This is a genomic window from Longimicrobiales bacterium, assembly GCA_035764935.1.
Lineage (GTDB): Bacteria > Gemmatimonadota > Gemmatimonadetes > Longimicrobiales > RSA9 > DASTYK01.
Window position 1 is genome coordinate 35,001 of the sequence record DASTYK010000053.1, and the last position, 20,314, is coordinate 55,314.

The window sequence follows — 20,314 nt, forward strand, 5'->3', positions numbered from 1 at the left end:
CGGTCGCGGACGAGTCTTTAGCCTTGGAGGGTGGTCCCCCCAGCTTCAGTCAGGGCTCCTCGGTGCCCCCGACCTACTCGGGTACCCATGCCACACCCACCATCACGCTTCGCCTACAGGGCTCTCACCTGCTGCGGCGGGCCGTTCCAGGCCGCTTCGGCTCACGCATGTGTGGATGCGGGACTAACCCCGCATGGGCCCCACAACCCCGGCCCCTCGAAAGACGCCGGTTTGGGCTCTTCCCCGTTCGCTCGCCGCTACTTGGGGAATCTCGTTTGATTTCTCTTCCTGCAGGTACTTAGATGTTTCAGTTCCCTGCGTTGGCTCTCCCCAAAGGGAGTAACGGGTCATGACACCCGCTGGGTTGCCCCATTCGGACATCCGTGGATCACGGGATGCGTGCTCCTCCCCACGGCTTATCGCAGCTTGCCACGTCCTTCATCGCCTGTCCGCGCCTAGGCATCCTCCGTGCGCCCTTACTGCGCTTGACCAGTTCCGTCCAGTGACCCGGCCCCCACCCGCAGCCCCGCTCCGAAGAACAGACCCACAGCCAGAACCCGGACCACACACCAGAACCAGCCACACCACGTTCTATCTACCCTAGGTGCTTGCTTCCACTTCACCCGAATTGTCAAACAGCTGTCCGCCGCATTTGTGTCGCGGCGAGCAGAGAAAGATACTAAACGCGGCACCGGCGTCAAGTCCCCTGCCGCCCCTCGAAACCGGGAGGCAGCGGCGGCCTGGCGCCACCGCGCGGAGCGCATGCCGAACGCGTGCGTCGTGCAGACTGCGCAGGCCGGCAACAGCAGCACTGCCGGTGCGACGCGGAGCCATTTCGCACGCATGTTGAACAGCGGCAGCCCGGCCGGAACGATGACGAACGCGCCACGTGAACCTGGAGCCGCGGGTGGAGAAAGCGAACCGACAACGATGACGATTGCAGCACCGACAGCCCGCGTGAACCGGCGCGGCGCCGCTCGCTGGCGCGAGCGGCAGCACCCGTGGATCTACCGCAGCGACGTGATCGAGCCGCCGCGCGCGGAGGCCGGTCACGTGCTCGTCATCGACGAGCGCAATGCGCCGATCGGGATGGCGCTCTGGAGTCCGACCTCGACGATCTCGCTGCGCATGCTGACGCACCACGAGCGCGCAATCGACGAGGCCTTCTGGCATGAGCGGATCGGCGCCGCCGTCGCGTACCGGGAGGAACTCGCGCCGCGTGCCAACGCGTACCGTCTCGTGCATGGTGAGGGCGACGGGCTCCCGTCGCTGGTCGTGGATCGTTACGACGAGTGGCTCGTCGTGCAGCTGCTGTCTGCGGGCCTGGAGCGGCATCGCGATGCGATCGTGGCGGCGCTGCGCGAGCTGACGGGCGCCACGGGCATCCTCGCGCGCAACGACGTGCCGGTCCGCGACCATGAGCGGCTGCCGCGCTCGATCGAGCTGCTGCACGGCACCGTCCCCGAGGAGGTGGAGGTGCGTGAGAACGACGTCGCATACCTCGCCGCTCCCTGGACCGGCCAGAAGACGGGCGCCTTCCTGGACCAGCGCGAGAACCGCGCACGTGCCGGTGAGCTGGCGCGCGGCCGCGCACTCGACTGCTTCTCGTACCACGGCTCATTCGCCCTGCACGTCGCGACGAACGCAGACGAGGTCACAGCGGTCGACTCGTCGGTAGATGCACTGCAGCGTGCGCGCGAGAATGCGGTGCGCAACGGTTTCGCCATCGCGGAGGACAACGGGATCGAGTCGCCCGGCACGCGCGGCGGTCGCATGCGATTCGTCGAAGCCAACGTGTTCGACTTCCTGCGCACGCAGGAAGCTGCCCGCGAAGCGTACGACACCATTGTCCTGGACCCACCTGCCTTCGCGAAGCGAAAGGACGCCGTCGAGCGTGCGCTGCGTGGCTACAAGGAGATCAACCTCCGAGCGATGCGACTGCTCTCGCCCGGCGGGCGCCTGCTCACGTTCACCTGCTCGCACCACGTGAGCGAGCCAGCGTTCCGTTCAATGCTGGAGGCCGCCGCAGCCGACGCCGGCCGGCCCATGCGCTGGATCGAGGCGCGCGGTCAGGCTGCGGATCACCCGGTGATCGTGCAGGTACCGGAGAGTTCCTATCTGAAGGGGGCGGTGCTTCAGGCAGTGGACTAGCGACCCACGGTCACGGCGTCACGAAGGCGAGCTCAGCGCGACGGAGATGATCGAGCACTGGTTCACCCGCGATGCGAACAGGGAGTGAAGCACAGCACCGGCGCCGCCCTGGCCCCGGGCCCTGGCCCATTCCGTTCAGATTCCGCCGCGATCGAGCAATGCTCCGACTTCCTCGCGGCTGACGGCGTACTCTCCGAGCCGGCCGTGCCACTCGCCATGCCAGTCGGACCCGCCGGTCACGAGCAGTCCTGCCTGGCGCGCGACGCTCTCCATGCGCAGCGCATCGGATGCAGTGACGCGCGGACGGAAGCACTCCACGCCGTCCAGGCCCAGGGCGATGAGACGTGGCAGGTCGGGCTCGAAGCGGTCGGGACGCGGGTGTGCCCACACGGCGATGCCTCCCGCGTCGTGGATGAGCTCGATGGCGCCCTGCGGATCGAGCAGCTGCGCGGGCAGAAAGGCCGGCGCGTCGTTGCCGATGTAGCGGTCGAATGCTTCCGCGTGCGACTGCACGTACCCGCGCTGCATGAGTGCGCGCGCAAGGTGCGGTCGGCCCAGTGACTCGGCAGACACGCCCGCGACGGCGAGGACGTCGTCGTAGGCGATGCGGACCCCGATCTCGTCGAGGCGGCCGATCATCTGTCGCATGCGCTCGCGCCGCCAGGTGGCGGCGCGGCCGGAATACTCGACCAGTCGCGGATGGGTCGGATCGACGAAGTAGCCGAGAATGTGGACCTCGTTCGCATCCAGCGACGTGGACACCTCGATACCCGCAATGACGTGGACGCGCGTCGACTGCGCTGCGCGCGCGGCCGCTACGCCGCCCGTCGTGTCGTGGTCGGTGATCGCGATGATGTCCAACCCGCCCGCTTCGGCTGCGCGCACGAGCGCGCCCGGAGAGAGAGCGCCGTCCGACGCGGTGGAATGAAGGTGCAGATCGATGCGCACGGAGCGGGTTCCTGCTTCAGGGATGCGAACTGGACAGCCCGGAATATAGTTGCGGGCGCCACGGCACAGAATGCCGCGGCGCCCGCGTGATAACGGGAACCGGCTCAGTTGGAGCGGACGCGGCGCGGCATGCGGTAGACGATGCCGGCGCCGAAGGTGTTCGGATAGAAGTCGAACGTCGTGTCGAAGTCCGGGCCGAAGGCGAAGCTGTAGCCCGCCTTGACCGCCCAGGACTCGGACAGGTCGAGGTCCGCGCCGATGTCGATTGCGAAGCTGAAGTCGGTTTCCGTCTCCTCCTCATCGCCGATCTCGATGGCGACGAGGTCGAAGGCGACGCGCGGGTGCACGTACGGCTGGATCCGCATGGCACCCTGGCCGAGGTAGGTACCGATGCTGATCCCGAGCGGCACCCGGAGCGCTGTGATGTCATCGTCGAAGCCGGCGCCCAGGCCCAGGATCCAGCTCGCGTTGATCGGGTAGGTCCCACCGATCGGCAGGTCGCCGTAGAACTCCGCTCCCAGCAGGATGCTGCGGTTGTCCGACGGACCGCCGAACCCGCCCCGGACACCGAGGTTCAGGTTGCCTTCCTGCCTCCAGATCGCCTGCACACCGACATCGCCGAACTCCTCCTCCGGCACGGTGACGAACACGCCGATGTCCTCGCCGGGCCGCGGTGCAAAGAACGAGGGCGAGTCCCACGCCTGGCCCGCGACGGGTGCGGCGCTGACGCCGAGCAGAAGGAAGAAGGTGCTGACACTGTTGCGCATGTCTCGATTCTCCTTGGTTACGACGGGGCGCGCGCAGCCTACGCAAGAACACTGCCCGCCCCGGTGACAGACGGGGCCAGCACAAAGACGAGCGCCGGCGACTGGAGGTCACCGGCGCTCGAATGATCCAGCAGTCCTGTGATCAGGCCGTCGTCGAAGCGCTTTCGCTCAGCACGGTCACGACGTCGTCGGCCACCTGCATGAAGCCGCCCGAGACATGGAAGCGCTGGACGCTGCCACCCGTCTGCACGCGCAGCTCGCCGTCGCCGAGCAGGATCACGAGCGGGGCGTGACCGCGCAGGATGCCGATCTCGCCGTCCCATGCGGGGGCAACGACCATTTCGGCGTTGCCCTCGTACACGGTCCGCTCGGGACTGATGACCGAGACGGTCAGCTCGTTTGCCATGATCAGACGCTCGCCGCCATGGACTTCGCATTCTCGATCACGTCCTCGATGCCGCCGACCATGTAGAACGCCTGCTCGGGCAGGTGGTCGAACTCACCGGACACGACACGCTCGAACGACTCGATCGTGTCGGACAGCTTGACGTACTTGCCCTCGCGGCCGGTGAACTGCGATGCCACGAAGAACGGCTGCGAGAGGAAACGCTGGATGCGGCGTGCGCGGCCGACCAGGATCTTGTCGTCCTCCGACAGTTCGTCCATGCCGAGAATCGCGATGATGTCCTGCAGCTCCTTGTAGCGCTGCAGGATCCGCTGCACCTCGGTCGCGACCTTGTAGTGACGCTCGCCGATGTACTGCGGGTCCAGGATGCGCGACGTCGAGTCGAGCGGGTCCACGGCCGGGTAGATGCCGATCTCGGTCAGTGCGCGCGTGAGCACCGTCGTCGCGTCCAGGTGCGCGAACGCCGTAGCCGGCGCCGGGTCGGTCAGGTCGTCGGCCGGCACGTAGATCGCCTGCACCGACGTGATCGAGCCGTCGCGCGTCGAGGTGATCCGCTCCTGCAGCCCGCCCATCTCCGTGCCGAGCGTCGGCTGGTAGCCCACGGCCGACGGCATGCGGCCGAGCAGCGCCGACACCTCCGAGCCCGCCTGCGTGAAGCGGAAGATGTTGTCGATGAAGAGCAGCACGTCCTGCTTCTCGACGTCGCGGAAGTACTCGGCGATCGTGAGGCCGGACAGGCCGACGCGCTGGCGCGCACCCGGCGGCTCGTTCATCTGGCCGTAGACCAGCGCCACGTTCGGCAGAACGCCCGACTCGCTCATCTCGAGGAACAGGTCGTTCCCCTCGCGCGTCCGCTCGCCGACGCCGCAGAACACCGAGCGGCCGCCGTGCTGCATCGCGATGTTGTTGATGAGCTCCATGATGACGACGGTCTTGCCGACGCCCGCGCCGCCGAACAGTCCCGTCTTGCCGCCCTTCACGTACGGCGCGATCAGGTCGATGACCTTGATGCCCGTCTCGAAGATCTCCGTCTTCGGCTCGAGCTCCGTGAACTTCGGCGCCTCACGGTGGATCGGCCAGCGCTCGGCAGTCGCCGGGATCGGCTCACCGTCGTCCACCGGGTTGCCGAGCACGTTCAGGATCCGGCCCAGCGGCGCCTCGCCCACCGGCACCGAGATCGCCGAGCCCGTGTCGCGCACCTCCATGCCACGACGCACACCGTCCGTCGACGACATTGCGACCGCGCGCACCTGGTTGCGCCCGATGTGCTGCTGCACCTCGGCCACCAGGTGAACCGCCAGCCCGCCGTTCTCGCCCGGCGCGTCGATCTCGAGCGCGTTGTAGATCTCCGGCAGCTTCTCGTCGAACTCGACGTCGACCACGGGGCCGATGACCTGTACGACGCGGCCAGTTGCGTTTGCCATTGCTTTCTCTATCTCCACGTTTGCGGCGGTTCGGTTGTCGCCGCGCTCTCACATTTTTCCTGCTGCGGGCCGGGGCCCGGGGCCCGGGGCCTGGGCCCGGGGGGTCCCGCTGTGTTCTTCGCCTGCGTGCTACAGGCCGGTCCGCCTTACAACCCGGGCGGGATGCGCGTAACCCGCCGTATACCCGTCTGTAATCCCGGCCCCGGCCCCGGCCCAGGGCCCCGGGCCCGCCGTTCGATTCCGATCTACTCCAGCGCCGCCGCCCCGCCCACGATCTCCGCGATCTCCTGCGTGATCTGCGCCTGGCGCGCGCGGTTGTACGTCCGCGACAGCCGGTCCAGCATGTCGCCCGCGTTGTCCGTCGCGTTCTTCATGGCCGTCCGGCGTGCGCCGTGCTCCGCGGCCGCGGTCTCGACCAGTGCGCGGTACATGCTGTTGCGCACGTAGAGCGGCAGCAGCCGGCCGAGGATCTCGTCGGCCGAAGGCGACAGCTCGTAGTTGAGCACGCGCCCGCCGGCGACTTCCTCCCCGTCCTTCGATGACGCCTGCACCGGCAGCAGCTTCATCGTGGCCGGTGGCGTGGAGAGCGCCGAGCGGAATTGCGCATACACGACGTACACCTCGTCCAGCTCACCGCGTTCGAAGCGCTCGCGCAGCGGCTCGATCACTTCACCGGCATCGTCGGACGTAGGGCTGTCGCCGATGTCGCTCAGGTCGCGCGCGATCTCCTGGCGCTTGAAGCGGAAGAAGGCAGCGCCCTTCTTGCCGACGGTGTGCAGCTCGGTCTCGACACCGCTCCGGCGCAGCCGGTCCATCAGGCCGCGCGCTTCCTTGATCAGGTTCGCGTTGAACGCACCGGCCAGGCCGCGGTTCGACGTGATCAGCACGACGGCCGCGCGCCGCACCGTTTCGGGCTGGCGCAGCAGCGGGTAGCGCTCCTTCAATTCCGGATCGACCAGCCGGCCGATCACGCCGGCGAGTCGCTCGGCGTAGGGGCGCGCGGCGTGCACGCGGTCGGTGGCGCGCTTCAGCTTGGACGTGGACACCATCTCCATCGTCCGCGTGATCTGGCGCGTCTTGCCGACCGAGCGGATCCGGCGCTTCAGCTCGCGGGTCTGCGACACGACTCGGGCTCCTTACGCGACCGGTGCGGCCGCAGTCGACATGTCGGTGTTCGCACGCTCTGCCGGCGCGCGCTCACTGCGCGGCTGCGGCGCCGCCTGCTGCGCGCCGAACTGCTGCTTGAACGCGCCCACGGCGTCCGTGAGCTGCCGCAGCACGTCGTCGTCCACCTTCTTCGTGTCCGTGATCGTCTGCAGGATCTGCGGGCGCTGCGTGCGCAGGAACTCCATGAACTCGCGCTCGAACGCGCGCACGCGCTCGACCGGCACGTCATCGAGGTGGCCGTTGGTGGCCGCCCAGATGATCGCGACCTGCTCCGCCATCGGCAGCGGCTGGTACTGCGGCTGCTTCAGGATCTCGACCAGGCGCTGACCGCGCGAAAGCTGCTTCTGCGTCGCGGGGTCGAGGTCCGAGCCGAACTGCGCGAACGCCTCGACGTCGCGGAACTGCGCGAGCTCGAGGCGCAGCTTGCCGGCAACCGAGCGCATCGCCTTGGTCTGCGCAGCGCCACCGACGCGCGAGACCGAGATACCGGCGTTCACCGCCGGCCGCACGCCCGAGTAGAACAGGTCGCTCTCGAGGAAGATCTGCCCGTCCGTGATCGAGATCACGTTGGTCGGAATGTACGCCGACACGTCGCCGGCCTGCGTCTCGATGATCGGCAGCGCGGTCAGCGAGCCGCCGCCGTTCTCCTCCGACAGCTTGGCCGCGCGCTCGAGCAGGCGCGAGTGCAGATAGAAGACGTCGCCCGGGTACGCCTCGCGGCCGGGCGGACGACGCAGCACCAGCGAGATCTGGCGGTACGCCGTCGCCTGCTTCGACAGGTCGTCGTAGATCACCAGCGTGTGCTTGCCCTGCCACATGAAATGCTCGGCAATCGCTGTCGCCGCGTAGGGCGCGATGTACTGCATCGGCGCCGGGTCGGACGCGTTCGCCGCGACGACGATCGTGTAGTCCATCGCGCCCGCGTCGCGCAGCGCCTCGACGACGCTCGCCACCTTGCCCGCGCGCTGACCGATCGCGCAGTACACGCAGATGACGTCGCCGCCCTTCTGGTTGATGATCGTGTCGAGCGCGACTGCCGTCTTGCCGGTGCCGCGGTCGCCGATGATCAGCTCGCGCTGGCCGCGGCCGATCGGGATCATCGAGTCGATCGCCTTGATGCCCGTCTGCAGCGGCTCCTTCACCGGCTGCCGTGCGACGATACCCGGCGCGACGATGTCGATGTAGCGGCGGTCCTCGGCCGGGATCTCGCCACGGCCATCGATCGGGTTGCCGAGCGAATCAACCACGCGGCCGAGGTAGCCCGCACCGACCGGCAAGTCGAGCACGCGGCCCGTGCGGCGTACGACGTCACCCTCGTGCAGCGACGTCCAGTCACCCATGACGACCGCGCCGATGTTGTCCTCTTCCAGGTTGAGCGCGAGGGCCGTCACCGCGTCGCCGGTCTCCGACGACGTGATCTCGAGCATCTCGCTCGCCATCGCGTTCGTCAGACCGTAGATGCGGGCGACGCCGTCCTTCACCTCCAGGACCTCGCCCACTTCCTCGACCTGCAGGTCCTCCTCGTAGCGCTCGATCTCGCGCAGGAGGACGTCCTTGATTTCACTCGCGCGCAGGTGCGCCTCGTTGCTCGCCATGGTTCCGTCGTTCTGGCCGCACCCGGCGGTGCGGCGTGATCTCTATTGTACTGGCGCCCGGCTCCCGCTCAGGCGCTCGCCACCGTCTTGGTCTGCAGCAGCCGGCCACGCAGCGCGTTCAGGCGCCGGCGCAGCGAGCCGTCGATCACACGATCCTTGTAGCGCACCACGATGCCGCCCAGGATGTCCTCGTTCACGCGCACGTGCGGAATGACCTTCGACTCCAGCGCGCGTGAGAGCTGATCCGCGATCTCGCGCAGCTCCGCGGCATCCGGCTGGCGCGCCAGCGTCACGTCCACGTTCAGGCGGCCCAGCTTCTCGTCCAGCAGCAGGCGGTACTCGCGCGCGATCGCCTGCAGCAGCCGCTGGCGCCGCTTGTCGATCACGACCTGGACGAAGTTCATCAGCAGCGGATCGATCCGACTGCCGAGCGCGTCGCGCAGCGCCTGCTTCTTGACCGTCGCCTCGATCTTGGGCGTCTGCAGGAAGAGCCCGACGCGGCGGTCCGACTCGAGCAGCGCATCCACGGTCTGCAGCCCCGAGGCGAACGCCTCGTGCCGGCCATGCTTCTCGCCCAGCGCGAACAGCGCCTCGGCATAGCTGCGCGCGATCGTCGTGTCCCGCACTTACGCCACTCCCGCCGTGTCCCGCGAGCCGATGCCCTGCAGGTACTCGTTCACGATGCGACGGTCCGTCTCCGCATCGACACGGGTGCCGACCAGCTTCGCCGCCGCCGCGATCGCCAGCTCCACCGCCTCGCGGCGGACGTCCTCGACCGCACGCTCACGCTCGCGCTGGATCTCCGCCTTGGCGCGCTCGACCAGCTCCTGCTGCTCCTGCCGCGCCTTGTCCAGCAGCTCCTGGCGCACGCGCTCCGCTGCCTGCTTGCCCTCGGCGATCACCTGCTGCGCCTCCGTGCGGGCCTGCGCCAGCTGCTCGCGCTGCTGCGCCAGCAGCTGCTCCGCCTCCTCACGCTGCGTACGCGCATCGTCCAGCTGCTTCTGGATCCGCTCCTCGCGCGCCGCCGCATACCCGAGAATCGGCGGGAACGCGAACTTCAGCAGCACGCCCAGCAGCAGCAGGAAGATCACCAGCGTCCAGAATGACACGTTCTGTGTCAGATTGAACACGTTCGGCGCTTCGCCTTCTGCCGCCGCAATCAGAAAAAGGTACATGCCCTCTCCTCGCCGGCTGCGACCGCGGCACCCGCCGCGGCCGCCACCGTCGTGTTCGTCAGATCAGGAACGCGATGACCAGTGCGAACAGCGCGGCACCCTCGATCAGTGCCGCCAGAATGATCGCCGCCGTCTGGATGTTGCCCGCGATCTCCGGCTGACGCGCCATGCTCTCCGTCATCGCACCGCCGATGCGGCCGATGCCGATCGCCGCGCCCACCACCGTCAGGCCCGCACCCAGCGCCTTGCCGAGGTTGCTCCAGCCGATCGCCGAAGCCTCGTTGGCGGCGTTCGCCACATCCTGCAGAAGTGCCAGCATCTGTCTGTCTCCACTCACATGCGGGGTGTCTCGATCATTTCACTCCATCGGTCGCGCGCTGCGGCCCCGTCCGCCACGCCCTCCCGTCACCGCTTCCCGGTCCCGCAGGACCCGCGGCTCTCGCCGGACACCCGCCCGGCTACGTTACGACGACCGCCCGTGGAGTGCGGAGGGTCGAAGGCGCACCGCGTGGGGGTGCGCTCCCTGTTTTTGAACTGCGGGCCGGGGCCCGGGGCCCGGGGCCCTGGGCCGGGGCGCAACAGCCGGGCGCCCTCCGCCCATCACCCGCCGTTCAACCCGACATGTCCATCACCCACCACCCGTCACCCACGGCCCGTCGCCCGCTGTTACCACAGGGGCCGAGCCCAGGGCCCAGGCCCCCGGGCCCGCCTTCGCCGTTCAGTGCGCGTGCCGGATCAACCCGATGAATACCGCCGTCAGCATCGCAAAGATGTACGCCTGCAGCAGTGCGACGAACACCTCGAGGATCATGATCGCGACCGCCATCAGGATCGGCGCCGGCGCGACGAACAGCGCGTTCGCCATGCCCGCCAGCACGAGCAGCCCCGTGAGCGCGAGCACCACCGCGTGGCCCGCCGTCATGTTCGCGTACAGACGGATCGCCAGTGCGAACGGCTTGGTCAGCTTACCCAGGAACTCGACCGGCGTCATGATGATCAGCATGATCGGCACGAGCGGCTTCGGCAGGCCGTGCGGCACGTAGAAGATCGTGCTCATGTAGCCCTTGAAGCCCAGCGCCTTCATGCCCGCGACCTCGACCACGATGAACGTCATCACCGCCAGCGTCGCCGTGACCGAGATGTTGCCGGTCGGGCTCGCGCCCCAGGGCAGCAGGCCGAGCAGGTTGCAGAACAGGATGAAGAAGAACACCGTGATCACGTACGGCACGTAGCGCTCGCCGCCGTGGCCGATGTTCTTCAGCGCTACCTCGTCGCGCAGGTAGAGCACGAACGCCTCCACGACGTTGGCCGCGCCCTTCGGGCCGCGCTCCGCGCCCGCACGATGCTCGCGCGCCGCATCCCGGCCCGCCAGGATCAGCAGCACGGCCACCAGCACCGCCGCGATCATCATGAACAGCACGTGCTTGGTGATCGAGAAGTCCAGCGAGATCGGCCCGATCTGCACGGGCGCGAACTGCGGCAGATGAACCACACCGAACGGCGTTTCCCACGTGTTGGAATCCGCCAGGTGGTGGAGAATCATCTCCTTGATGTCGAACTCGCCGCCCTCGGACGCGGCGGCCAGCAACGGCATGAACTTGCCCATCATGACAGGGTCAGCTTCCGGCGCAGGAAGACAGGTTCGAGCAGAAGCAGAAGGAATACGAATCCGACCAGGCTGACCAGCGCCGCCGCCTGCGGCAGCGCATCCGTCCGGCTCAGCCACACCGCCATCACGCCCACCGCCCCGAAGCGCAGCAGCATGCCCCCCAGCCAGCCGACCAGGAACAGCGTGCCCCGGTCGCGCAATGCGACCAGCGCGCCGAACGCAGCCAGCTGCACGAGCAGTGCGACACCCGCACCGACCCAGACGGCCTCCGACGGCGCATCGACCAGCCACGCCGTCAGTGCAGCCGCCAGCGCCGTTACGCCAAGCGCCGTCAGCGCGTATGCGCCCCAGGCCCGCATCACTGCCCCGCTCCGGGCTCCTCGTCCTGCTGCTCCGCGCGGCGCTTGCGCGCCTGCTCGGGCATCGTCACGAGATGGTGGTACATGTAATAGAATCCCGCTGCCGCACCGATTGCGGCCCCCAGCAGCGTGAATATCGGCTCCGTATCCCAGCGGCCATCCGCCAGGGTCCCCAGCCAGAGGAAGAGCGCTGTCGACAGCGCCCACGTCATGCCTACGCCCAGATACCGGCTCGCTTCCGCCGCCTGGCTCGGCTTTTCCCGTGTCGGTCGCGTCACTCTCGCGCCTCCGGCCGGTCACAAACAGCGCGGAAGGATACCCGCTTGTGAAAAATTTCGCAAGCGACTCCCATTGACCCCCTCCGGTGCGGTCTCTATGTTGCATCGCCTGCACCCGGAACGGGGATTCCAGAGGGCGCTGGCGCGCCGCCGCGGCGGCCGCGCGGCGCCTTTTTCTGCGACTGGAGGCCATGTGCGCGGACGCGCGGTTGCGGTGATGCTTGCTTTGCTGTGCGGGTGTGCGCCGGCGGCGCCGCCTGCGGCGGACGTTCCCTCCCAGTCGATGATTCCGTCCCTGAACGTGAGCGTGGAGGGCGACTCGGTGCACATGGTGCTGCACGTCATGAGCGCGCTCGACACTCCGCTGGTCCTGGACTTCCCCTCCTCACAGCGTGCGGACTTCTGGGTGCGCGATTCTGCCGGGGAGACGGTGTGGATGTGGTCGGCGGCGCGGTCGTTTGCGCAGGTGACCGGAAGCGAGACGCTGGAGGCGGGCGGCGAGCGGTCGTACGAGGGGGCATGGTCGCCGGCGGCGCCGGGGCAGTACGAGGCGGTGGCCCGGCTGGTGAGCACGAGTCATCCGGTGCAGATCGCGGTTCCCTTCGAGGTTCGCTAGCCGCGCGGGGGTGGAGGCAGACATGGAAGCGACGGTGGCGCGCGATTTCGGAGACCAGGACGTCGAGCTGCTGGATGAGCTCGCGGCAGCCCGGAGCACGCTGGAGGCGGAGATCGGCCGGCGAGTGATCGGACAGCATGCGATCGTCGAGGGCCTGCTGATCGCGCTGCTGGCCGATGGCCACGCCCTGCTCGTGGGGGTGCCGGGCCTGGCCAAGACGCTGCTGGTGTCGACGCTGGCGAGTGCGCTGGACCTGAAGTTCAGCCGGATCCAGTTCACGCCCGACCTGATGCCCTCGGACATCACCGGTACGGAGGTCCTGGAGGAGGACCGCGCGACGGGCAAGCGGATGTTCCGTTTCGTGCGGGGTCCGATCTTCGCCAACGTGGTGCTGGCGGACGAGATCAACCGTACGCCGCCCAAGACGCAGGCGGCGCTGCTGCAGGCGATGCAGGAGCGTGCGGTCACGGCGGCGGGCGAGACGATGACGCTGGACCGTCCGTTCTTCGTGCTGGCGACGCAGAACCCGATCGAGCAGGAGGGTACCTATCCTCTGCCGGAGGCGCAGCTCGACCGGTTCATGCTGGAGCTGCGTATCGGCTATCCGTCACGCGAAGAGGAAGAGCGTGTCGCGATGGAGACGACGGGCGCATCCTTCAGCGAGGTGCGGCCCGTGCTGGGCGCGGAGTCGCTGCTCGCGATGCAGCAGCTCGTCCGTCGCGTACCGGCGGCGCCCTCGCTGGTGAAGTACGCGGTCGCGCTCGCGCGGGCGACGCGGCCGGACGACGAGCAGGCGCCGGAGCTGATCCGGCGGTACGTGAGCTGGGGCGCCGGTCCGCGCGCGTCCCAGTACCTGGTGCTGGGCGCGAAGGCGCGTGCAGCGCTGGAGGGACGTGGTGTCCCGAACTTCGATGATGTGCGCGCGGTCGCGCCGTCGGTGCTGCGGCATCGCGTCGTGACCGGATTCCAGGCGGAAGCGGACGGTCGTTCGCCGGGCGACATCGTCGAAGAGCTCCTCCAACTCAGTCGGAAATGGACATAAGCCGAAGTAGCGGCGATCGACCTCGACAGGCGGGGCGGGCACGATGGCAGGACTGATCATCGGCCTCGGCCTCGCGCTCCTGTTCTCCGGGCTGCTCAGTGCGGCCGAGCTGGCAATCTTCTCACTGCCGGAAGCACGCGTTCGTGCCCTCGCCGACCAGGGTGCACGGGGCGCCGCCGCGCTCGCGCAGCTCCGCGCGCGTCCTGACCGCGTGCTCGTGCTGCTGCGACTGGGCGACGCACTCGCCGACGTCGCGGCGGGTGCGCTCACGACGCTGATCGTTTATGGCACACTCGACGTCGGCTACGTCGCCCTCGCGGTCGGCGGCGCTGCCTTCGCCGTGCTGTACTTCGGTGAGCTGCTGCCGATCGGATTTGCGGTGAACCACGGCGCCCGCCTCGCACTCGCCATTGCGACGCCGCTGCGGTTCGTGTCGCGGGTGCTCGGCCCCGTACTCGGCGTGTTCGCCTTCCTGGCCAACCTGCGTGCCGACCGGCGCGAGCGCGGCACATCACTCGTGACCGAGTCCGAGATCCGGCAGTTGACGGCGCTCGGCCAGTCGGAGGGCGCGATCACTGCGCACGAGCGCGAACTGGTCGAGCGTGCGTTCCGGATGGACGAGACAAGGGCGTGGGACATCATGACGCCGCGCGTCGACATCTTCGCGTGGGACGGGTCACTGCGACTGAGCGACATCGCGGCGGAGCTCGGCATCACGCGCTACTCGCGCGTTCCCGTCTATGACGACACGATCGACAACGTGGTCGGCGTGCTGCACGTGCGCGACGCGTACCAGGCGCTGCTCGGCGGGCAACGCGACGTGTCGCTCCGGACACTGGCACGCGAGCCGCTCGTCGTGCCTGGCTCGCTGCCGCTCACGCGGCTGCTGCGCGAGTTCCAGAGCCGCCGCATCCACATCGCGATCGTGGTCGACGAGTACGGCGGCACGGACGGGCTCGTGACGCTCGAGGACGTGATCGAGGAGCTGGTCGGCGAGATCAACGACGAACTCGACGTCGCCGAGGAATCGATCATTCGCGTGTCCAGGACCGAGGTCGTCGCGATGGGCGACGCCGACCTGCGCGAGATCAACCACTACTTCAACAGTGCACTGCCGCAGCTCGAGCACCGCTCCCTGAACGGCTACCTGCTCGATGCGCTCGGCCGCGTCCCGGAGCCCGGCGAAAAGCTGGAGCGCGACGGCGTGCTCATCGAAGTGCTCGAAGCGACGGAGACACAGGTGCTGCGTGCGCGACTTCGGCGGGCGGGCGCCGGTGAGTCCGCCGTGCGCACGCCGGTCGCCAGCGCGTCCGCCACGGGCGACGCGGAACGCTCCGCATGAGCGGCAGGATCATCACCTTCAACGGGCGCACCCCACGCGTGCATCCAAGCGCGTTCGTTGCGCCGACCGCGACGCTGATCGGGGATGTCGAGATCGGACCGGAATCCAGTGTCTGGTTCGGCGCGGTGCTGCGCGGCGATCACCCGCAGAACGGCATACGCGTCGGGGCGCGGACCAGCATCCAGGACAACTGTGTGCTGCACGTCAGCGCGCGCGGGCCGACGATCGTCGGCGACGATGTGACCGTCGGCCATGGCGCCGTCTTCGAGAGCTGCACGATCGAGGACGGCGCTCTGATCGGCATGAACGCGGTGATCCTGCACGAGGCGCACATCGGCGCCGGCGCGCTCGTCGCCGCACTCAGCGTCGTGCCGACGGGGCTGCAGGTCCCGCCTGCCACGCTGGTCGCCGGTTCACCCGCGCGCGTGCGCAAGACGCTGCAGGGAGAGTCGGCCGCGTGGGTAAAGGACAGCGCGGCGCATTACGTCGAGCTCTCGCGCGAATACCTCGCCCAGGACATCGGCGGGGACGGTGACACTCATGCCTGAGCGCCGCCCGGACGTGATCGTGGTCGGCGCCGGTGTGGCGGGCTGCGGCATCGCGTGGCGGCTGGCGCAGCGCGGGCTGCGCGTGCTCATCCTCGAGCGCGATGAGCCCGGCCGCGGCGCGAGCTGGGCGGCCGCGGGCATGCTGACTCCCGTGGGTGAAACGAGCCACGACGATGCGTTCGCTGCGCTCGGCGAGGAGGCGCTGCGAAGATGGGAAAGCTTCGCGCAGGAGCTGACCGCGATCGGGGCGGGCACCGTAGGGCTGCGGCGCAGCGGGCGCATGCAGATCGCGACCAACGCCGCGGCCGCGGAACGGCTCCGCCGGCTCGCCTCGAGTCCTGCCGGCAAGCGCGCCCAGGCGGTCTGGCTGGACCCGGCTGCCGCCCGCTCGCTGGAGCCCGCACTCACGTCCGACATCGTGGGTGCCGTGATCTTCCCGGGCGACGCATCTGCGGATCCGCGCGCACTCGCACAGACGCTTGCGCACGCTGCGGTCGACGCGGGCGCGTTTCTCCGCAAGGCGGAAGTGAAGTCGGTCCGTCGCGATGCGGAAGGCGCCTGCGGCGTCCAGCTGCGCGACGGCAGCGTCGTTTCGGCGCGCTGCATCGTCCTCGCCGCCGGTGCATGGGCGTCGCAGGTGGACGGGCTGCCGACTCCCCTTCCCGTCCGGCCCATCCGCGGTGAGATGTTCGCCGTGCGCGTGACTGGCTTCGAAATCCAGCACATCGTCTGGGGCGAAGGATGCTACGTGGTGCCGCGCTCGGACGGGCGGGTGCTGGTGGGCGCAACCGTCGACGACGTCGGCTTTGCACCCGGCCCGACGCCGGCCGGGCTCGCGGCGCTGTCGCATGCCGCCGAGCGGATCCTGCCGAAGCTGTCCACGCAGCAGGTCCTCGAAGCCTGGGCCGGCTATCGGCCCGGCACGCCGGACGCACTGCCGATCCTCGGTCCCGACGAACGGCTGCCCGGCCTGTTCCACGCCTCGGGCCTGTACCGCAACGGCATCCTGCTCGCGCCGCTGGTCGCCGACGAGATCGCCGCTGCAGTGACCCGGCAGGATGCGGCGTTCGACCTGTCGCCCTTCCGCCCGACCAGGGCGGCTCTCGCATGAGCGACGCCGACCCCGACTTCGAGGTGCCGGACCTCTACCCGCACGTCATGAACCGGGCGGACTACGACCCGGAATTCGATCCCGACGCGCCGATCGTGTGCGAGCGCTGCGGCGCTGTCATGCACTACACGGGAAGCTGCAAGATCGTCTGTGACAACTGCGGTTACATGCGCGACTGCAGCGATCCCTGAGGCGCGGGCGCACCGCGCCGCGGGACTCGCGCGTCGCAGCAGAGGTACGCCTTGCTCAGGCCCTGATCCATTCGATGTACCAGCCAATGATCGCGTCGCCGAACACGTAGGTGACCGCAGCGCCCATCGCGAGAAACACACCGAGCGGCAGGTACGTGTTCATGGCGCTCAACCGCCCGCGCACCCACGTGTACGGCACGCCGATCAGCAGTCCGAACAGCGACCCCAGGAAGACCGTGAGCAGCGCACCGCTGATTCCCGTGAAAGCGCCGATCATGGCCATCATGTGGATGTCGCCGACACCCAGGGCGGGCTTACCGAGCGCCTTTTCCGCCCCGAGCTTGACTCCCCAGAGCAGCAGGTAGCCGGTCAGCGCCCCGAGCAGGGCGCGCAGGAACGGGAAGTCGCCGGGCAGGGCGGCGATCAGGAGGCCGATCGCCGTGCCGCCGAGGGAGAACTGGTCGGGAATGACCATCTCGCGCGCATCGGTCATCGCAATGCCGAGCAGCAGCGTGAGAAACAGCGCGGCCCGCAGTGCTTCCAGCGTTGGCCCGTGCGCTGCCGCGGAGCCGATCCAGATCAGCGCGGTCGCCACCTCGATGATCGGATACTGCACCGAAATGCCGGTGCCGCAGTGGCGACACCGTCCGCGCAGCGCGATCCAGCTCAGGATCGGGATGTTGTCGTACCACGCGATCGGGCGCTCGCACCCCGGGCAGCGTGAGCGCGGCCGGATCACCGACAGCTCCGCCGGCCAGCGATAGATGCACACGTTCAGAAAGGAGCCGACTGCGGCACCGATCACGCCGGCGTAAATGAGTAACAGCGTCGTCATGAGCCCTGTCGGGTGAATGCGTACAGCAGGATGCCGGCGGCTACGGCAACGTTCAGCGATTCGGCCCGCCCCGGCATCCGGATGGCCACGATCTCATCCGCGAACGCCCGCGCCTCGTCGGACAGCCCAGCGCCCTCGTTGCCGACGACGATGGCAGCACGCGCTGCGGGCGCGATCCGCTCGATGTCCTCTCCGCCTGCGTCCGCCGCGTACGCACGGACCTCACGCGCAGCGAGCCAGTCGCGCACAGCGCCGGCGGGTGCGTAGACCACCGGTACCCGGAACAGCGAGCCAGCCGCGGAACGTACCACCTTGGGGTTCCAGCAATCCACGGTGCCCGGCAGCGCGATCACGCCCGCCGCGCCGAACGCGTCGCCGGCGCGGATCAGTGTGCCGAGATTGCCGGGGTCCTGCACGGCGTCGAGCACGAGGACCACCGCGCGCGCGCCGGGCTCAGCGTCGCCTGATCGGAACGCGACGTCCTGGAGCGTGCGCTGCGGGATGCGCGCGACCGCCAGCACGCCCTGCGGCGTGTCCGTCCCGGACAGCGACCGCAGCTCGGCGTCGGTGGCCTGCACCACCCGCGTCGATCGGGCCGCGCGCTGGAGCAGGGCGTGCCCACGCGGGGTGTCCTCGAGCGAGGGCGCCGCAACGACCTCGTGAAGCGCCAGCCCCGAATGGACCAGCTCCTCGACGACGCGCACGCCTTCCGCGACGAAAAGCCCTTCCCGCTCACGGTTTTTCCGCGTCTGCAGCCCGCGGATGCGGCGCGCCTCGGCCTGGCTCAGCGACGACATGCGGTCGGTACGCCTCTTGCCCCTGCAAACCGTGACGCCACACTGGTTTCCAAGGAGCTCGAGACATGAAGATGCGAATGTTCCGGGGCGTCCGTCATGCGGCCGTGCTCGGCCTTGTCGCCGGTTCCACGACGCTCGCCGCATGCGGCACCATCTCGACGCAGCAGGAGCAGCAGCTCGGGGCCGATTACGCCTCGCAGATCAATGCGCAGCTGCCGATCGTCGACGACGCGCAGCTCAACTCGTACATCAACAACCTGGGCCGGCAGATCGCGGCAGCGGGTGACCGCCGGATTCCCTACCGGTTCTACATCGTCAACGCGGAGCAGGTAAACGCCTTCGCGGTGCCCGGCGGCTACGTGTACGTCAATCGCGGCCTGGTCGAAGCGACCGACAACATGAGCGAGCTGGCCGGCGTGCTCGCGCATGAGATCGGCCACGTGGAGGAGCGCCACAGCGTCGAGCAGATGAGCCGTGTCCAGAACGCCAACCTCGGCCTGAACCTCGCCTACATCCTGCTGGGCCGCGCGCCGAGCGGGCTGGAGCAGGCGGCAATCGGCGTCGGCGGCAACCTCGTGTTCGCACGCTACAGCCGGGGTGCCGAGGACGAGGCCGACGAGGTCGCGATCCCGCTGCTCATGGGGGCGGGCATCAACCCGCGCGGGCTGCTGACGTTCTTCGACGAGCTGCTCGAGCAGCAGCGACGCTCGCCGAGCAGTGTCGAGACATGGTTCTCCACGCACCCGACCACGCAGGACCGTATCGCGAACACGCGGGCGCGGATCGATCGCATTCCAGCGTCGCAGCTCAGCCGGCTGCAGACGAACAGCTCTGCGTACAACACGTTCAAGGCGCGCATGGCGCGCTACCAGAGGCCGCCCGCGGAGTACCGCGTTTCGGGCCGCTGACGGAGAGGATCCCGGTGCGACACGGCCGCGTCCCTGACGGGGGCGCGGCCGATTGCTTTGCACCGTGCATGCGCTACGTTCCCGCGCGACAGGAGCGAGCTCATGACCAGCATCCCCATTGCACTGACCATCGCCGGCAGCGACAGCGGCGGCGGCGCCGGCATCCAGGCCGACCTGAAGACGTTCCACGCCTTCGGTACGTTCGGCACGTCCGTCATTACCGCACTCACCGCGCAGAACACCGTGGGCGTGCAGGGCGTACACGCCGTGCCACCCGACTTCGTGCGTGCCCAGCTCGATGCCGTTGCAACCGACCTCCGACCCGCGGCACTCAAGACCGGCATGCTCGCCACCGCGGAGATCGTCACCGCGGTTGCGGATGGTATCCAGGCGCACGGGCTCGAGAACGTCGTCGCCGATCCCGTGATGATCGCGACGAGCGGAGATCGCCTGCTCGATGCCGGCGCGGAGCGCGCGATCTCCGAACGGCTGCTGCCGCTCGTCACGCTCGTGACGCCCAATCTCGACGAGGCCTCGCTGCTCGTCGGTGCACCCGTGGAGACGGTCGCGCAGATGGAGGACGCCGCACACGCGCTCGTGCAACGCGGTGCCCGCGCCGCGCTCGTCAAGGGCGGGCACCTTCCGGGAGACGAGGTCATCGACGTGCTGTTCGACGGCGCGGCGCTCGCGCAGTGGCGCCGCCCGCGCGTGCGCGGCAGCGCCGGGCACGGCACCGGCTGCACGCTGTCCGCGGCGATTGCGGCGGGACTCGCGCACGGCCGCTCGCTGCACACCGCGGTCGAGGATGCGCTGGACTACGTGCACCGCGCTATCCAGCAGGCGCCGCAGCTGGGTTCGGGGAGCTCACCGCTGAATCACTTCGTGCCGGCGCAGCGTCCTCGAGCCACCAGTCCTTGAGGGACGTGAACACACCCCGGATGTCCATGTGCACATTTCGCACGCGCTCATTGATGACGAAGAGGTCGGGGTAGTAGTAGATGATTGTCCACGGCTGCTCGTCGCGTATCAGGCGCTGGAACTCGGC

The 20,314-nt window shown here is 68.8% G+C and carries 23 protein-coding genes and 1 rRNA gene (1 of these 24 running past the window's edge); 9 read left to right on the forward strand and 15 right to left on the reverse strand.

Annotated features, from left to right (window positions below; genetic code table 11):
* Positions 1-491: ribosomal RNA gene (locus VFU06_04240) — 23S ribosomal RNA — on the reverse strand; it reaches 2,503 nt to the left of the window's first position.
* Positions 492-930: 439 nt separating this feature from the next.
* Between VFU06_04240 and VFU06_04245 the strand changes: the two genes are divergently transcribed.
* Complete coding sequence (locus VFU06_04245) at positions 931-2,151, forward strand: class I SAM-dependent rRNA methyltransferase (GenBank protein ID HEU5208600.1); 1,221 nt, start codon at positions 931-933, stop codon at positions 2,149-2,151.
* 135 nt (positions 2,152-2,286) lie between these two features.
* Here VFU06_04245 and VFU06_04250 read toward each other — a convergent pair whose 3' ends face one another.
* From VFU06_04250 to VFU06_04305, 12 genes are all read right to left on the reverse strand, one after another.
* A complete protein-coding gene (locus tag VFU06_04250; GenBank protein HEU5208601.1) occupies positions 2,287-3,099 on the reverse strand; it encodes a PHP domain-containing protein in 813 nt (270 codons plus the stop codon).
* A gap of 104 nt (positions 3,100-3,203) precedes the next feature.
* Positions 3,204-3,866 (reverse strand): hypothetical protein, encoded by a 663-nt coding sequence (locus VFU06_04255; GenBank protein ID HEU5208602.1) that lies wholly within the window; start codon positions 3,864-3,866, stop codon positions 3,204-3,206.
* A gap of 142 nt (positions 3,867-4,008) precedes the next feature.
* The gene (locus VFU06_04260) at positions 4,009-4,272 is read right to left on the reverse strand and encodes a F0F1 ATP synthase subunit epsilon (GenBank protein ID HEU5208603.1); all 264 of its coding nucleotides are present in this window, start codon (positions 4,270-4,272) and stop codon (positions 4,009-4,011) included.
* A gap of 2 nt (positions 4,273-4,274) precedes the next feature.
* Positions 4,275-5,696 (reverse strand): F0F1 ATP synthase subunit beta, encoded by a 1,422-nt coding sequence (atpD, locus tag VFU06_04265; GenBank protein HEU5208604.1) that lies wholly within the window; start codon positions 5,694-5,696, stop codon positions 4,275-4,277.
* Between the two features lie 245 nt (positions 5,697-5,941).
* Entirely contained in the window at positions 5,942-6,820 is an 879-nt protein-coding gene (gene atpG, locus VFU06_04270) for an ATP synthase F1 subunit gamma (protein ID HEU5208605.1), read from the reverse strand.
* Positions 6,821-6,832: 12 nt separating this feature from the next.
* Positions 6,833-8,458, reverse strand: a complete 1,626-nt coding sequence (atpA, locus tag VFU06_04275; protein ID HEU5208606.1) for a F0F1 ATP synthase subunit alpha — start codon at positions 8,456-8,458, stop codon at positions 6,833-6,835.
* Positions 8,459-8,526: 68 nt separating this feature from the next.
* The gene (atpH, locus tag VFU06_04280) at positions 8,527-9,084 is read right to left on the reverse strand and encodes an ATP synthase F1 subunit delta (protein HEU5208607.1); all 558 of its coding nucleotides are present in this window, start codon (positions 9,082-9,084) and stop codon (positions 8,527-8,529) included.
* A complete protein-coding gene (gene atpF / locus VFU06_04285) occupies positions 9,085-9,633 on the reverse strand; it encodes a F0F1 ATP synthase subunit B (GenBank protein ID HEU5208608.1) in 549 nt (182 codons plus the stop codon). It abuts the gene before it with no gap.
* Positions 9,634-9,691: 58 nt separating this feature from the next.
* Positions 9,692-9,952 carry an ATP synthase F0 subunit C gene (gene atpE, locus VFU06_04290; protein HEU5208609.1) on the reverse strand — a complete coding sequence of 87 codons (261 nt, stop codon included), beginning with the start codon at positions 9,950-9,952 and terminating at the stop codon, positions 9,692-9,694.
* Between the two features lie 399 nt (positions 9,953-10,351).
* Complete coding sequence (atpB, locus tag VFU06_04295; protein ID HEU5208610.1) at positions 10,352-11,242, reverse strand: F0F1 ATP synthase subunit A; 891 nt, start codon at positions 11,240-11,242, stop codon at positions 10,352-10,354.
* Entirely contained in the window at positions 11,239-11,604 is a 366-nt protein-coding gene (locus tag VFU06_04300) for a hypothetical protein (protein HEU5208611.1), read from the reverse strand. The genes atpB and VFU06_04300 overlap by 4 nt, the downstream gene beginning before the upstream one ends.
* Complete coding sequence (locus tag VFU06_04305) at positions 11,601-11,879, reverse strand: AtpZ/AtpI family protein (protein HEU5208612.1); 279 nt, start codon at positions 11,877-11,879, stop codon at positions 11,601-11,603. Before VFU06_04305 ends, VFU06_04300 begins: the two co-directional genes overlap by 4 nt.
* Positions 11,880-12,162: 283 nt before the next feature.
* Here VFU06_04305 and VFU06_04310 point away from each other — a divergent pair, with 283 nt between their 5' ends.
* Genes VFU06_04310 through VFU06_04335 form a run of 6 tightly spaced genes read left to right on the forward strand, consistent with a single transcriptional unit; the run spans position 12,163 to position 16,729 of the window.
* Positions 12,163-12,495, forward strand: coding sequence for a BsuPI-related putative proteinase inhibitor (locus VFU06_04310; GenBank protein ID HEU5208613.1), 333 nt, complete (start codon positions 12,163-12,165; stop codon positions 12,493-12,495).
* A 22-nt stretch (positions 12,496-12,517) separates the two neighbouring features.
* Entirely contained in the window at positions 12,518-13,537 is a 1,020-nt protein-coding gene (locus VFU06_04315) for a MoxR family ATPase (protein ID HEU5208614.1), read from the forward strand.
* Positions 13,538-13,580: 43 nt separating this feature from the next.
* Positions 13,581-14,879 (forward strand): hemolysin family protein, encoded by a 1,299-nt coding sequence (locus VFU06_04320; GenBank protein HEU5208615.1) that lies wholly within the window; start codon positions 13,581-13,583, stop codon positions 14,877-14,879.
* A complete protein-coding gene (locus tag VFU06_04325; GenBank protein ID HEU5208616.1) occupies positions 14,876-15,427 on the forward strand; it encodes a gamma carbonic anhydrase family protein in 552 nt (183 codons plus the stop codon). Before VFU06_04320 ends, VFU06_04325 begins: the two co-directional genes overlap by 4 nt.
* On the forward strand, positions 15,420-16,538 hold the full coding sequence (gene thiO, locus VFU06_04330) for a glycine oxidase ThiO (GenBank protein HEU5208617.1): 1,119 nt from the start codon (positions 15,420-15,422) through the stop codon (positions 16,536-16,538). Before VFU06_04325 ends, thiO begins: the two co-directional genes overlap by 8 nt.
* Positions 16,535-16,729 (forward strand): hypothetical protein, encoded by a 195-nt coding sequence (locus VFU06_04335; protein ID HEU5208618.1) that lies wholly within the window; start codon positions 16,535-16,537, stop codon positions 16,727-16,729. The genes thiO and VFU06_04335 overlap by 4 nt, the downstream gene beginning before the upstream one ends.
* 55 nt (positions 16,730-16,784) lie before the next feature.
* Here the strand turns inward: VFU06_04335 and VFU06_04340 are convergent, their stop codons facing one another.
* Positions 16,785-17,564 (reverse strand): prepilin peptidase, encoded by a 780-nt coding sequence (locus tag VFU06_04340; GenBank protein HEU5208619.1) that lies wholly within the window; start codon positions 17,562-17,564, stop codon positions 16,785-16,787.
* Positions 17,561-18,361 (reverse strand): RNA methyltransferase, encoded by an 801-nt coding sequence (locus VFU06_04345; protein ID HEU5208620.1) that lies wholly within the window; start codon positions 18,359-18,361, stop codon positions 17,561-17,563. Before VFU06_04345 ends, VFU06_04340 begins: the two co-directional genes overlap by 4 nt.
* Positions 18,362-18,426: 65 nt before the next feature.
* On the opposite strand from VFU06_04345, the gene VFU06_04350 reads away from it, so the two are divergent.
* Both VFU06_04350 and thiD read left to right on the forward strand, forming a co-directional pair.
* The gene (locus tag VFU06_04350) at positions 18,427-19,269 is read left to right on the forward strand and encodes a M48 family metallopeptidase (protein HEU5208621.1); all 843 of its coding nucleotides are present in this window, start codon (positions 18,427-18,429) and stop codon (positions 19,267-19,269) included.
* A gap of 102 nt (positions 19,270-19,371) precedes the next feature.
* Positions 19,372-20,187 (forward strand): bifunctional hydroxymethylpyrimidine kinase/phosphomethylpyrimidine kinase, encoded by an 816-nt coding sequence (gene thiD / locus VFU06_04355; GenBank protein ID HEU5208622.1) that lies wholly within the window; start codon positions 19,372-19,374, stop codon positions 20,185-20,187.
* Positions 20,188-20,314: the final 127 nt, after the last annotated feature.

Bases quoted from the DNA above. Each gene is read 5' to 3' on its own strand.
- VFU06_04345 (HEU5208620.1), bottom strand. From the start codon at position 18,361: ATGTCGTCGCTGAGCCAGGCCGAGGCGCGCCGCATCCGCGGGCTGCAG.
- thiO (HEU5208617.1), top strand. From the start codon at position 15,420: ATGCCTGAGCGCCGCCCGGACGTGATCGTGGTCGGCGCCGGTGTGGCG.
- VFU06_04340 (HEU5208619.1), bottom strand. From the start codon at position 17,564: ATGACGACGCTGTTACTCATTTACGCCGGCGTGATCGGTGCCGCAGTC.
- atpD (HEU5208604.1), bottom strand. From the start codon at position 5,696: ATGGCAAACGCAACTGGCCGCGTCGTACAGGTCATCGGCCCCGTGGTC.
- atpF (HEU5208608.1), bottom strand. From the start codon at position 9,633: ATGTACCTTTTTCTGATTGCGGCGGCAGAAGGCGAAGCGCCGAACGTG.
- atpA (HEU5208606.1), bottom strand. From the start codon at position 8,458: ATGGCGAGCAACGAGGCGCACCTGCGCGCGAGTGAAATCAAGGACGTC.
- VFU06_04260 (HEU5208603.1), bottom strand. From the start codon at position 4,272: ATGGCAAACGAGCTGACCGTCTCGGTCATCAGTCCCGAGCGGACCGTG.
- atpE (HEU5208609.1), bottom strand. From the start codon at position 9,952: ATGCTGGCACTTCTGCAGGATGTGGCGAACGCCGCCAACGAGGCTTCG.
- VFU06_04320 (HEU5208615.1), top strand. From the start codon at position 13,581: ATGGCAGGACTGATCATCGGCCTCGGCCTCGCGCTCCTGTTCTCCGGG.
- VFU06_04325 (HEU5208616.1), top strand. From the start codon at position 14,876: ATGAGCGGCAGGATCATCACCTTCAACGGGCGCACCCCACGCGTGCAT.
- VFU06_04350 (HEU5208621.1), top strand. From the start codon at position 18,427: ATGAAGATGCGAATGTTCCGGGGCGTCCGTCATGCGGCCGTGCTCGGC.
- VFU06_04255 (HEU5208602.1), bottom strand. From the start codon at position 3,866: ATGCGCAACAGTGTCAGCACCTTCTTCCTTCTGCTCGGCGTCAGCGCC.
- VFU06_04245 (HEU5208600.1), top strand. From the start codon at position 931: ATGACGATTGCAGCACCGACAGCCCGCGTGAACCGGCGCGGCGCCGCT.
- VFU06_04335 (HEU5208618.1), top strand. From the start codon at position 16,535: ATGAGCGACGCCGACCCCGACTTCGAGGTGCCGGACCTCTACCCGCAC.
- VFU06_04315 (HEU5208614.1), top strand. From the start codon at position 12,518: ATGGAAGCGACGGTGGCGCGCGATTTCGGAGACCAGGACGTCGAGCTG.
- thiD (HEU5208622.1), top strand. From the start codon at position 19,372: ATGACCAGCATCCCCATTGCACTGACCATCGCCGGCAGCGACAGCGGC.
- atpB (HEU5208610.1), bottom strand. From the start codon at position 11,242: ATGATGGGCAAGTTCATGCCGTTGCTGGCCGCCGCGTCCGAGGGCGGC.
- VFU06_04310 (HEU5208613.1), top strand. From the start codon at position 12,163: ATGATTCCGTCCCTGAACGTGAGCGTGGAGGGCGACTCGGTGCACATG.